The following is a 12,366-nucleotide window of genomic DNA, read 5'->3' as shown; positions in this document are numbered from 1 at the left end:
GGGGAGGGCTAGGATATGCCGATCGAAATTCTGATGCCTGCGCTCTCGCCGACGATGGAAGAGGGCAATCTCGCCAAGTGGGTGAAGAACGAGGGCGACAAGGTCGCGCCCGGCGATGTCATCGCCGAGATCGAGACGGACAAGGCGACCATGGAAGTCGAGGCCGTCGACGAGGGCACGCTGGGCAAGATCCTGATCGCCGCCGGCACCGAGGGCGTCAAGGTCAACACGCCGATCGCCGTGCTGTTGCAGGACGGCGAGACCGCCGGCGACATCGGCAAGGCTGCCGCTCCCGCCAAGGCGGAGGCGCCCGCGAAGGCCGAGGAGCCGGCGCCGAAGGCTGCCGAGGCATCGGCCAGCGATGCGGCCGCGCCCGTGCCCGCCGCGCCGAAGGCGGAAGCTGCCGCCGATCCCGACATTCCGGCTGGCACCGAGATGGTCTCGACCACCGTTCGCGAAGCGTTGCGCGACGCCATGGCCGAGGAGATGCGTCGCGATCCCGACGTTTTCGTCATGGGCGAGGAGGTCGCCGAGTACCAGGGCGCCTACAAGATCACGCAAGGGCTGTTGCAGGAGTTCGGTGCCGAGCGCGTCGTCGACACGCCGATCACCGAGCACGGCTTCGCCGGCGTCGGGGTGGGTGCTGCGATGACCGGCCTGAAGCCGATCGTCGAGTTCATGACCTTCAACTTCGCCATGCAGGCGATCGACCAGATCGTCAATTCGGCGGCCAAGACGCTTTATATGTCGGGCGGCCAGATGGGCGCGCCGATCGTTTTCCGCGGCCCGAACGGCGCGGCCGCCCGCGTGGCGGCCCAGCACAGCCAGGACTACGCCGCCTGGTACAGCCATATTCCCGGTCTCAAGGTGGTGGTGCCCTACAGCGCCGCCGACGCCAAGGGCTTGTTGAAGGCGGCGATCCGCGATCCGAACCCGGTCATCTTCCTTGAGAACGAGATCCTCTACGGCCACTCCTTCGACGTGCCGAAGCTGGACGATTTCGTGCTGCCGATCGGCAAGGCGCGCATCCACAAGGCGGGCAAGGACGTCACCATCGTCTCGTGGGGCATCGGCATGACCTATGCGGTCAAGGCCGAGGCGGAACTGGCCAAGATGGGCATCGACGCCGAGATCATCGACCTGCGCACCATCCGGCCGATGGACCTCGAAACGGTCATCGCCTCGGTGAAGAAGACCAATCGGCTGGTGACGGTGGAGGAAGGCTTCCCGCAGTCCTCGGTCGGCGACTTCATCGCCAACCAGGTGTCGCGCCAGGCCTTCGACTATCTCGACGCGCCGGTCATCACCGTCGCCGGCAAGGACGTGCCGATGCCTTACGCGGCCAATCTCGAAAAGCTGGCCTTGCCGAATGTCGGCGAGGTCGTCGAGGCGGTCAAAGCCGTCACCTATCGCTGAGCCGGCCGGGAGGGAACAATGCCGATCAACATCACCATGCCGGCCCTCTCGCCCACGATGGAAGAGGGCAACCTCGCCAAGTGGCTGGTCAAGGAGGGCGACAAGGTTTCGCCGGGCGACGTTATCGCCGAGATCGAAACCGACAAGGCGACCATGGAGGTCGAGGCCGTCGACGAGGGCACGGTCGCCAAGCTCGTCGTGCCGGCCGGCACCGAGGGCGTCAAGGTCAACGCGCTGATCGCCATCCTTGCCGGTGAGGGCGAGGATACGGCTGCCGCCGCCAAGGGCGGTGGCGATGCCGCGCCGAAGGCCGAGGCTCCGAAGCAGGATGCCCCGAAGGCCGAACCGGCTGCGGCTCCTGCGCCGGCCGCCGCCAGCGCCGCGCCTGCCGCGAACGGCTCTGCCAAGACACAGGGCGACGACAATCCATATCCCCATCGCACTTTCGCCTCGCCGCTGGCGCGTCGCATCGCCAAGGATGCCGGGATCGACGTAACGGCGGTTTCCGGTTCCGGCCCGCATGGCCGGGTGGTGAAGGCAGACGTCGAAGCGGCCATCGCCGGCGGCGGTGCCAAGGCGGCGCCTGCCGCCACGGCTGCGGCCTCCCCGACCGCTGCTCCGACCGCCGCTCCAAAAGCAATGTCGGACGACGCGGTGCTCAAGCTGTTCGAGCAGGGCTCCTACGACCTCGTCCCGCACGACAACATGCGAAAGACCATCGCCAAGCGGCTGGTCGAGGCGAAGTCGACCATCCCGCATTTCTACCTGACGCTGGATTGCGAACTGGATGCGCTGCTGGCGCTACGTTCGCAGCTCAACGCCGCCGCCCCGACGAAGAAGACCGACAAGGGCGACGTGCCGGCCTACAAGCTGTCCGTCAACGACATGATCATCAAGGCGATGGCCATGGCGCTGATGGCGGTGCCGGACGCCAACGCGTCCTGGACGGATGCCGCGATGGTCAAGCACAAGCATGCCGACGTCGGCGTGGCGGTGTCCATTCCGGGCGGGCTGATCACGCCGATCATCCGCAAGGCCGACCAGAAATCGCTGTCGGCGATCTCCAACGAGATGAAGGACCTCGCCTCCCGCGCGCGCAACCGCAAGCTGAAGCCCGAGGAATACCAGGGCGGCACGACGGCCGTGTCCAATCTCGGCATGTTCGGCATCAAGGATTTCGCCGCGGTCATCAACCCGCCGCATGCGACGATCCTGGCGGTCGGCGCCGGCGAGCAGCGGGCCGTGGTGAAGAACGGCGAGGTCAAGGTGGCCACCGTGATGTCGGTGACGCTGTCGACCGATCATCGCGCCGTCGACGGCGCGCTTGGTGCCGAACTGCTCGGCGCCTTCAAGACGCTCGTCGAGAACCCGATGGCGATGCTCGTCTAGGGTCAGGCTGGTGAAGACGGTCCTCTGCTATGGCGACTCGCTGACCTGGGGCTTCAACCCCGAAGGTGGCCGTCATTCCCTTGAGGATCGTTGGCCGAGCGTCGTCCAGGCGGCACTGGGTTCGTCGGTGCAGGTCATCGCCGAGGGGTTGAATGGCCGCACCACCGCCTTCGACGAGTACGTGGCTGGCGCGGATCGCAACGGCGCGCGCATCCTGCCCACCGTCGTGATGACCCACACGCCCATCGATCTGATCATCTTCCTGCTCGGGACCAACGACATGAAGCCGTGGATTCACGGCAATCCGGTCGCGGCGAAGCAGGGGATGCAACGGCTGATCGAGATCGTGCGCAGCCACGACTACGGGTGGCCGCCGCCGCAGATCCTGATCGTTGCGCCTCCTGTGGCAGGTCATACCGAAAATGCCGAGTACAGAGCGATGTTCGCCGGCGCCGAAGCGTCGTCGAAGCATCTTGCTCCACTCTTCGCCGCACTCGCCAAGGAAACGGGCTGCGGCTTCTTTGACGCCGCTGCGGTGGCGACGACCACGCCGCTCGACGGCATCCATCTCGACGCCAAGAACACGCGAAAGATCGGCGAGGCGCTGGCACCGGTCGTCCGCGCAATGCTGGAAACCAAGGAGACAAGCCGTGGCTGAGAATTACGACGTCATCATCATCGGCTCCGGCCCCGGCGGCTATGTCACGGCGGTGCGTTCGGCACAGCTCGGCTTCAAGACGGCGATCGTCGAGCGCGAGCATCTCGGCGGCATCTGCCTCAACTGGGGCTGCATCCCGACCAAGGCGCTGCTGCGCTCGGCCGAGATCAAGCACTATGCCGACCATCCCGAAGCCTACGGGCTGAAGATCGGCGGGCCGGTGACGGCCGACACCGCCGCTGTGGTGGACCGCTCGCGCAAGGTTTCGCTCAGACTGAACGGCGGCGTCGCCTTCCTGATGAAGAAGAACAAGGTGGACGTGATCTGGGGCGAAGCCAAGCTTTCCAAGCCGGGCGAGATCGTCGTTTCCAAGACCGCCAAGAAGCCGATGGAGCCGCAGCCGCCGGCACCGAAGGGCACCAAGGGCGAGGGCACCTACACAGCCAAGCACATCATCCTTGCCACTGGTGCAAGGCCGCGCGTGCTGCCCGGTATCGAGCCCGACGGCAAGCTGATCTGGACCTATTTCGAGGCGATGGTGCCGAAGGAAATGCCGAAGTCGCTGCTGGTCATGGGCTCTGGCGCCATCGGTATTGAGTTCGCCTATTTCTACCGCACCATGGGCGTCGACGTGACCGTGGTCGAGGTGATGCCTCAGGTCATGCCGGTCGAGGACGCCGAGGTTTCGAAGTTCGCGCAGAAGCAGTTCGAGAAGCAGGGCATGAAGATCCTACTCGAAGCCAAGGTCACCAAGGTGGAGAAGGGGGCCAACTCCGTCACCGCCACCGTGGAGAAGAAGGACGGTTCGGTGGAAAAGATCACCGCCGACCGGATGATCTCGGCCGTTGGCGTGCAGGGCAATATCGAAGGTCTCGGGCTGGAGACGCTGGGCGTCAAGACGGACCGCGGCTGCGTGGTGGTGGACGGTCATGGCCGCACCAATGTGCCGGGCATCTACGCCATCGGCGACGTCGCCGGCCCGCCGATGCTGGCGCACAAGGCCGAGCATGAGGGCGTCATCTGCGTCGAGACCATCGCCGGCGTGCCGGGCGTGCACGGGCTCGACAAGGGAATAATCCCCGGCTGCACCTATTGCAGCCCGCAGGTGGCTTCCGTCGGCCTGACGGAGGCGAAGGCCAAGGCGGAAGGCCGCGACATCCGCGTCGGCCGCTTCCAGTTCGGCGCCAACGGCAAGGCCATCGCGCTGGGTGAAGACCAGGGCTTCATCAAGACCATCTTCGATAAGAAGACCGGCCAGCTTCTCGGCGCGCATATGGTCGGCGCCGAGGTCACCGAGCTGATCCAGGGCTATGTGGTGGCGATGAACCTGGAAACGACCGAGGAAGAACTGATGCACACGGTCTTCCCGCATCCGACGCTGTCGGAAATGATGAAGGAGAGCGTGCTCGACGCTTATGGACGCGCGCTGAACGCATGACGGGCCTGTCGCGGCAGGGGTGTTTGCCGGCCACCCGTTGACCTATATCGGGGCGGCGGCTTGTGAAGGAGGCAGGAATGGACCAGAGCGTCGGGATCATGGCCATGCCGGGCGTCGGCTTCTTCGGCATGCTGGTGATCGGCTTCCTCGCCGGCTGGATCGCCGAGCGGTCGATGAACCGCGACCACGGTTTCCTGACGAACATCCTGGTCGGCATCGCCGGCTCCTTCGTCGGCGGCGGGCTGGCCAGCCTGCTCGACGTCCATTATCAGGGCTTTCTCGGCAACCTGCTCGTGGCCGTCATCGGCGCGATCGTCATCCTGTGGATTTTCGGCCGGGCGAAGGCCCGCGGAGTGAACTGAATGGTCACCGTACTCGACAGAACCGCCACCCCGGCCCCGCGTCCGCGCCATCCGGAAAAGGCGCACCGGCCCGACCAGGAAGTTCTGCGCAAGCCGGATTGGATCCGCGTCAGGGCACCGGTGTCCAAGGGCTATGCGGAAACCCGCGAGATCGTGAAATCGCACAAGCTGGTGACGGTTTGCGAGGAAGCGGGCTGTCCCAATATCGGCGAATGCTGGGACAAGAAGCACGCCACTTTCATGATCATGGGCGAGATCTGCACGCGCGCCTGCGCCTTCTGCAACGTCGCAACCGGCATGCCGCTGCCGCTCGACGCGGACGAGCCTAACCGTGTCGCCGATGCGGTGAAGACGATGGGGCTGAGCCATGTCGTCATCACCTCCGTCGATCGCGACGACCTCGCCGATGGCGGCGCGGAGCACTTCGCGCAGGTGATCCGCGCCATCCGGGCGGCGACGCCATCCACCACCATCGAGATCCTCACGCCCGACTTCCTGCGCAAGGAAGGCGCGCTGGAGGTCGTCGTGGCGGCCAAGCCCGACGTCTTCAACCACAATCTGGAGACGGTGCCGTCGAACTACCTGACGGTGCGGCCCGGCGCGCGCTATTTCCATTCGATCCGGCTGTTGCAGCGGGTGAAGGAGCTCGATCCGTCGATCTTCACCAAGTCGGGCATCATGGTGGGGCTGGGCGAGGAGCGCAACGAAGTGCTTCAGCTCATGGACGACCTGCGCTCGGCCAATGTCGACTTCATGACCATCGGTCAGTACCTCCAGCCGTCGAAGAAGCACCATCCGGTGGTGCGCTTCGTCACGCCGGACGAGTTCAAGTCCTACGAAACGGTCGGCAAGACCAAGGGATTTCTGCTCATGGCCTCGAGCCCGCTGACGCGCTCGTCGCACCATGCCGGCGAGGATTTCGCCCGCCTGCGCGCCGCACGCGAGGCGCAGCTCGCCAAGTCGGCCTGAGCGGCCGGCTGATGCCGAAATTCGAGGCAACCCGCCGCGTCGCGCATACGCCCGAACAGATGTTCGATCTCGTCGCGGATGTGGAGAAATATCCCGAGTTCCTGCCCTTGTGCGAACGGCTCGCTGTGCGTTCGCGCAAGGAGCGCGACGGGCGCACAGTGCTCGTGGCCGACATGAGCATCGGCTATAAGGCGATCCGCGAGACGTTCACCACCCAGGTGCTGCTCAAGCCGGATGAGCGCATCATCGACGTAAAATACATCGACGGGCCGTTCAAGTACCTCAGCAACATCTGGGGTTTCGAGCCGGCGAGCGACGGCTGCTTCGTGCGCTTCTTCATCGACTACGAGTTCAAGAGCCGCATACTGGCGACGCTCATGGGCACGATGTTCGATCGCGCTTTCAGGATGTTTGCCGAAGCCTTTGAAAAAAGGGCGGATGTAATCTACGGCACGGATTGATCGGGTGCGTCCTTCGAGGCTCGCTCCGCTCGCACCTCAGGATGAGGACCGTTGGCTATGGTCTCCAACTTCTGATTGTCACCAATGCCATGGATTGTTCCGGGGCTTGGCATGGACCGCCCTCATCCTGAGGTGCGAGCGGAGCGAGCCTCGAAGGACGCACATCAATCTTCCTCAAGCGCCTTCAAGCCCATTTCCAGAGCATGCCGAACCGTCTGGCGGCGGATGTAGTCGCGGCCACGGTTCTCGAAAACGCGCTTTTCGGTCACGACTCGCTGTCCGGTCATCGCCAGGCCGAACCAGACCAACCCGACCGGCTTGTCCGGGGAGCCGCCGTCCGGTCCGGCAATGCCGGTGACGGCGAGGGCAATGCCGGCATGGGAGCGGGCGAGCGCGCCGGCTGCCATTTCCTGCGCCGTTTCGGCCGAGACGGCGCCATGCGCGTCGAGCGTGACCGGAGAGACGCCGAGCAGTTCCATCTTGGCGTCGTTGGAATAGGTGACGAAGCCGCGGTCGACCATCGAGGACGAGCCGGGGATATCGGTCATTGCCGCGATGATCAGGCCGCCGGTGCAGCTTTCCGCCGTTGTCGCAAGGATTTTGTGCTTCAGGCAAGCCTTGAGGAACTGGTCGGCGAGTTCGCCGATCTCCGATGTCTTGACTTCACCAACGCCCGCTTCGCTCATTCGGGAACCTCTCCTGGGTAGATGACGCTGGCCGTCGCGATCGCCGCGATGCCTTCTTCGCGTCCTACAAAACCCAGTTTCTCGTTTGTGGTTGCCTTGATGGAGATGCGGTCGGGCGAAATCTTCAGCATTTCGGCCAGTGTGGCGGTCATGGCGGCGCGATGCGGGCCGATCTTCGGCGCTTCGCAGATCAGGGTGATGTCGGCATTGGCGATGCGGCCGCCGCGCCCGCGCACGATTGCCGCCGCATGCTCGACGAACAGATGCGAGGCCGCACCCTTCCATTGCGGATCTGACGGCGGGAAATGCGCGCCGATATCGCCGGCGCCGCAGGTGGCGAGCAACGCGTCGGTCAACGCATGCAGGCCGACATCGGCGTCGGAATGGCCGGAGAGGCGCTTGTCGTGCGCGATTCTGACGCCGCAGAGCGTCACGTGGTCGCCCGGCTCGAAGGCGTGCACGTCGTAGCCGTTGCCGGTACGGGTGTCCGGAAAAGACGAGTGTCCGTGCCCGAGTTTCTGATCTGCCATGGCAATATCCCGCGCCCAGGTGAGTTTGACGTTGTCGGGCGAGCCGGCGACGAGCCGCACCGGCATGTTCGCCCACTCGGCAATGGCCGAATCGTCGGTGAAGTCGGAACGGCCTGCCTGATGCGCCTTTTCGTGCGCGGCCAGGATCGGCGCGAAGGGGAAGCCCTGCGGCGTCTGTGCGCCATGCAGGCCGGCGCGCGGCACCGTTGCGGCCACCGTACCGTCATGGGCTTCGCGCTTCAGCGTGTCGGCGACGGGCAGGGCCGGCAGCGCACCTTCGTTCTCGCCGATGGCGGCGATGGTGCGGCCGATCAGGTCGGCCTTGACAAAGGGGCGAACGGCGTCGTGGATCAGTACATGCGTCGGATCGTGGCCGGCAAGCGCCAGAAGCCCCAGTCGTACCGACTGCTGGCGGGTCGCGCCGCCGAAGACCGGGATAATGCGCTTTGCGTCGAGCCCCGCGGTCGCCTGCTGGAACAGTTCGCCATCGTCGGGATGGATGGCCACGGCAACCACATCGACCAGCGGGTGAGAGAGGAAAGCTTCGAGCGTGTGGGCGATAACGGCGCGGCCGCCGATACGGCGGTATTGCTTGGGACCATCGCCCTGGCCGGCGCGCTCGCCCCGGCCGGCCGCGACGATCACCACTGCCACCTTCATGCGCTTTCCGTCCGTTTCGTTTTTGCTTGCCGGCGTCATGGCGCAAGGCTTAGTCGGGGCGCCTGCCGAAAGCCAGCCCCTTCGCTTCGGGCGTACCGCTGCGGACTATTTTGCATTGCACAATTCATAGCTTCTGACTACACAATATGCAGACTGGAAACATGCTTGGTTTTTGTGCATGACAGAATTGGCGAGTTTGGCCGAACCGCTGGACGTCGGCGGCGTTTCTATCCGCAACCGGGTCTTCCTGGCGCCGATGTCGGGCGTCACCGACGAGCCGATGCGTCGCCGCGCCTATGCGCATGGCGCCGGGCTGGTCGTCTCGGAGATGGTGGCGAGCGGCGAGCTCGCGCGCGGCCGGCAGGGGTTCGACCTGCGTATCCGCCATTCCGGCCTGCCGGTGCACATGGTGCAACTGGCGGGCCGCGAGGCTGCGCATATGGCCGAGGCGGCGCGGATCGCGGAAGGCGAGGGCGCTGATATCATCGACATCAACATGGGCTGCCCAGCCAAGAAGGTGACCGGTGGTTATGCCGGCTCGGCGCTGATGCGCAATCTCGACCATGCTCTTTGCCTGATCGAGGCGGTGATCGGCGCGGTTCAGGTGCCGGTGACGGTGAAGATGCGGCTGGGCTGGGACGAAACGGTGCTGAACGCGCCGGTTCTGGCGGCACGCGCGGAGCAGGCCGGCGTGAAAATGGTGACAGTGCATGGCCGCACCCGTTGCCAGTTCTACAACGGCAAGGCGGATTGGGACGCGATCCGCCGGGTCAGGGAAGCGATCTCGATTCCTCTGGTCGCCAACGGTGACGTCTGCTCTGCCAAGGACGCCACCGTGATCCGCGAACGGTCGGGAGCGGATGCCGTCATGGTCGGCCGCGCGCATTACGGGGTGCCTTGGGCGGCCGGGGTAATTACAGGTGAGGCGGCAGATATCCCCGAAGCGGCCGGTGCGATGGCCGACTATGTCGTCGCCCATTACGAGGACATGCTGGCGCTCTACGGCGTCGAAAGCGGGCTGCGGCAGGCGCGCAAGCATCTCGGCTGGTATCTCGACCGCCATGCGGTCGCGACTCCGCCGGACCTGCGCAAGGCGATCCTCACGTCGTTCGAGCCGCAGCGCGTCGTTGCCGGAATCCGCGAGGTGTTTGCGCGCGCAGGAGATGCGCCTGTGCTCAGGAGCGCGGCATGAACGCGCCCGCGCAAGCTGCCGCCATGGCGGACGCCGCCCAGATCGTGCTCAACACCATCCGCCGGCCGGTGATCATGGTCGGTCCGGATGGCCACGTCGCCTTCGCCAATGCCGACGCGGAGGATTTTTTCCGCTCCAGCGCGCCCATCCTTGCGCGCAACACGCTGGGACAGCTCATTCCCTTCGGCAGCCCGCTGCTGGCGCTGGTCGAGCAGGTGCGTGAGCGCCGGGCGCCCGTCAACGAGTATCGCGTCGACGTATCCTCGCCGCGCCTCGGCATCGAGAAGGTCGTCGATCTCTACGTGGCGCCGGTGCCCGAATTTCCGGGTTCGGTGGTGGTGATGTTCCAGGAGCGCTCCGTCGCCGACAAGATCGACCGGCAGATGACCCATCGCGGCGCGGCACGCTCGGTTACCGGGCTTGCGTCGATGCTGGCGCACGAGATCAAGAACCCGCTCTCCGGCATCCGGGGTGCCGCGCAACTCCTGGAGCTTTCGGCTTCCGACGAGGATCGGGCGCTGACGCGGCTCATCACCGAGGAAACCGATCGCATCGTCGCCCTCGTCGACCGCATGGAGGTGTTTTCCGACGAGCGGCCGATCGACCGCTATCCCGTCAATATCCACGTCGTTCTCGATCATGTGAAGGCCATCGCCAAAAACGGTTTCGGCAGGAAGATCAAGATATTGGAGGATTACGATCCATCGTTGCCTCCGGTCTACGCCAACCGCGACCAGTTGATCCAGGTGTTCCTCAATCTCGTCAAGAATGCCGCCGAGGCGATCGGCGGCGATCCGCTGGGCGAGATCACGCTTTCCACGGCCTTCCGACCGGGCATCCGCATGTCGGTGCCGGGAACGCAGGACCGTGTGTCCCTGCCGCTGGAATTCTGCGTGCACGACAACGGGCCGGGCGTCTCCGAGGACATCCTGCCGATCCTGTTCGATCCCTTCATCACCACCAAGCAGAACGGCTCCGGGCTGGGACTGGCACTGGTGGCCAAGATCGTCGGTGAGCACGGCGGCATCGTCGAATGCGATTCGACGCCGCGCGGCACGACCTTCCGCGTGCTTTTGCCGGCTTGGAAGGAGACGGGATCCGGGCCTGACACGGAGGATAGCCGATGAGCGTGAAAGGCAACATCCTCGTCGCCGACGACGACGCGGCGATCCGCACCGTCCTCAATCAGGCGCTGTCGCGTGCCGGCCATACCGTGCGCGTGACGTCGAGCGCTTCGACGCTGTGGCGCTGGTTGGCGGCGGGCGAAGGCGACCTGGTCATCACCGACGTGGTGATGCCGGACGAGAACGCCTTCGACATGCTGCCGCGCATCAAGAAGGCGCGGCCGGACCTCCCGGTCGTCGTCATGAGCGCGCAGAACACATTCATGACGGCCATCCGCGCTTCGGAGACGGGCGCCTACGAATATCTGCCGAAACCCTTCGACCTCACCGAACTGCTCGGCATCGTCAACCGGGCGCTGGCCGAGCCACGCCGGCCGAAGATCGAGCAGCGTGCCGAGGAACAGCTTGAGGCGATGCCGCTGGTCGGCCGCTCGGCCGCCATGCAGGATATCTATCGCATGCTGGCGCGCATGATGCAGACGGACCTCACGGTCATGATCTCCGGCGAATCGGGCACCGGCAAGGAACTGGTGGCGCGCGCGCTGCACGAATACGGCCGCCGGCGCGGCGGGCCGTTCGTTGCCATCAACATGGCGGCGATCCCGCGCGACCTGATCGAATCGGAGCTGTTCGGCCACGAGAAAGGGGCTTTTACCGGGGCACAGAACCGCTCCAGCGGCCGCTTCGAACAGGCCGAAGGCGGCACGCTGTTCCTCGACGAGATCGGCGACATGCCGATGGAGGCGCAGACGCGGCTGCTGCGCGTGCTCCAGCAGGGCGAATACACCACCGTCGGCGGCCGCACGCCGATCCGTACCGACGTGCGCATCGTGGCGGCCACCAACAAGGACCTGCGGGCAGCGATCAACCAGGGCCTGTTCCGCGAAGACCTATTCTACCGCCTCAACGTCGTGCCGCTGAGGCTGCCTGGCCTGCGTGAGCGCGCCGAGGACATTCCCGACCTGGTGCGGCACTTCTTCAAGCAGGGCGAGAAGGAAGGACTTGAGGCCAAGCGCATTTCCGTTGCCGGACTGGAACTGATGAAGCGCTATCCGTGGCCGGGGAACGTGCGCGAGCTGGAAAATCTCGTGCGGCGGCTGGCGGCGCTCTATCCGCAGGACGAGATTTCGGCCGAGGTGATCGAGGCGGAACTGAAGACGGGCGAAACGGCCGTGGTGCCCGACGGTGATGCGCTGATTCCCGACAACCTGTCCATCGGCCAGGCGGTCGAGCATTATCTGCAACGCTATTTCGCTTCCTTTGCCGGCGAGCTGCCGCCGGCAGGGCTGTACGACCGAATCCTGGCGGAAGTGGAGTATCCGCTGGTCCTCGCTTCGATGACGGCGGCCCGGGGCAATCAGATCAAGGCCGCCGAGCTGCTCGGCTTGAACCGCAACACGCTGCGCAAGAAGATCCGCGAGCTTGGCGTCAACGTCTACAAATCCGCCCGCTAGATACGACCGGAAAAGGCTTGGGATTAG

Annotated in this window: 12 protein-coding genes; 10 read left to right on the top strand and 2 right to left on the bottom strand. The window is 65.2% G+C overall.

Going from position 1 to position 12,366, the window contains the following annotated elements; translation table 11 throughout:
• The first annotated feature begins 15 nt into the window (after positions 1–15).
• The 7 genes from FGU64_RS03745 (at position 16) to FGU64_RS03715 (ending at position 6,693) form a co-directional block, all read left to right on the top strand.
• A complete protein-coding gene (locus FGU64_RS03745; RefSeq protein ID WP_139950937.1) occupies positions 16–1,416 on the top strand; it encodes a pyruvate dehydrogenase complex E1 component subunit beta in 1,401 nt (466 codons plus the stop codon).
• Between the two features lie 18 nt (positions 1,417–1,434).
• On the top strand, positions 1,435–2,805 hold the full coding sequence (locus FGU64_RS03740; RefSeq protein ID WP_139950936.1) for a pyruvate dehydrogenase complex dihydrolipoamide acetyltransferase: 1,371 nt from the start codon (positions 1,435–1,437) through the stop codon (positions 2,803–2,805).
• A 10-nt stretch (positions 2,806–2,815) separates the two neighbouring features.
• On the top strand, positions 2,816–3,463 hold the full coding sequence (locus FGU64_RS03735; RefSeq protein WP_139950935.1) for an SGNH/GDSL hydrolase family protein: 648 nt from the start codon (positions 2,816–2,818) through the stop codon (positions 3,461–3,463).
• Entirely contained in the window at positions 3,456–4,901 is a 1,446-nt protein-coding gene (lpdA, locus tag FGU64_RS03730; RefSeq protein ID WP_139950934.1) for a dihydrolipoyl dehydrogenase, read from the top strand. The genes FGU64_RS03735 and lpdA overlap by 8 nt, the downstream gene beginning before the upstream one ends.
• Before the next feature lie 77 nt (positions 4,902–4,978).
• Complete coding sequence (locus FGU64_RS03725; protein WP_136353757.1) at positions 4,979–5,263, top strand: GlsB/YeaQ/YmgE family stress response membrane protein; 285 nt, start codon at positions 4,979–4,981, stop codon at positions 5,261–5,263.
• Complete coding sequence (gene lipA, locus FGU64_RS03720; RefSeq protein WP_139950933.1) at positions 5,264–6,232, top strand: lipoyl synthase; 969 nt, start codon at positions 5,264–5,266, stop codon at positions 6,230–6,232.
• Between the two features lie 11 nt (positions 6,233–6,243).
• On the top strand, positions 6,244–6,693 hold the full coding sequence (locus FGU64_RS03715; RefSeq protein WP_136353761.1) for a type II toxin-antitoxin system RatA family toxin: 450 nt from the start codon (positions 6,244–6,246) through the stop codon (positions 6,691–6,693).
• 164 nt (positions 6,694–6,857) lie between these two features.
• On the opposite strand, the gene FGU64_RS03710 is transcribed toward FGU64_RS03715, so the two are convergent.
• On the bottom strand, positions 6,858–7,379 hold the full coding sequence (locus tag FGU64_RS03710; protein WP_139950932.1) for a CinA family protein: 522 nt from the start codon (positions 7,377–7,379) through the stop codon (positions 6,858–6,860).
• Positions 7,376–8,608 carry a bifunctional 2-C-methyl-D-erythritol 4-phosphate cytidylyltransferase/2-C-methyl-D-erythritol 2,4-cyclodiphosphate synthase gene (locus FGU64_RS03705; RefSeq protein WP_139950931.1) on the bottom strand — a complete coding sequence of 411 codons (1,233 nt, stop codon included), beginning with the start codon at positions 8,606–8,608 and terminating at the stop codon, positions 7,376–7,378. The genes FGU64_RS03710 and FGU64_RS03705 overlap by 4 nt, the downstream gene beginning before the upstream one ends.
• A 139-nt stretch (positions 8,609–8,747) precedes the next feature.
• Between FGU64_RS03705 and dusB the strand changes: the two genes are divergently transcribed.
• From dusB to ntrC, 3 genes are read left to right on the top strand one after another with little or no spacing between them, the layout of a single operon-like run.
• The gene (dusB, locus tag FGU64_RS03700; protein WP_139950930.1) at positions 8,748–9,761 is read left to right on the top strand and encodes a tRNA dihydrouridine synthase DusB; all 1,014 of its coding nucleotides are present in this window, start codon (positions 8,748–8,750) and stop codon (positions 9,759–9,761) included.
• Positions 9,758–10,888 carry a nitrogen regulation protein NR(II) gene (locus FGU64_RS03695; RefSeq protein WP_139950929.1) on the top strand — a complete coding sequence of 377 codons (1,131 nt, stop codon included), beginning with the start codon at positions 9,758–9,760 and terminating at the stop codon, positions 10,886–10,888. The genes dusB and FGU64_RS03695 overlap by 4 nt, the downstream gene beginning before the upstream one ends.
• Positions 10,885–12,339 carry a nitrogen regulation protein NR(I) gene (ntrC, locus tag FGU64_RS03690; RefSeq protein ID WP_139950928.1) on the top strand — a complete coding sequence of 485 codons (1,455 nt, stop codon included), beginning with the start codon at positions 10,885–10,887 and terminating at the stop codon, positions 12,337–12,339. The genes FGU64_RS03695 and ntrC overlap by 4 nt, the downstream gene beginning before the upstream one ends.
• The last annotated feature ends 27 nt before the right edge of the window (positions 12,340–12,366 follow it).

The sequence above is a fragment of the Mesorhizobium sp. 8 genome (assembly GCF_006351905.1).
GTDB lineage: Bacteria > Pseudomonadota > Alphaproteobacteria > Rhizobiales > Rhizobiaceae > Mesorhizobium > Mesorhizobium composti.
This window is presented reverse-complemented; position numbering and strand designations above follow the sequence as displayed.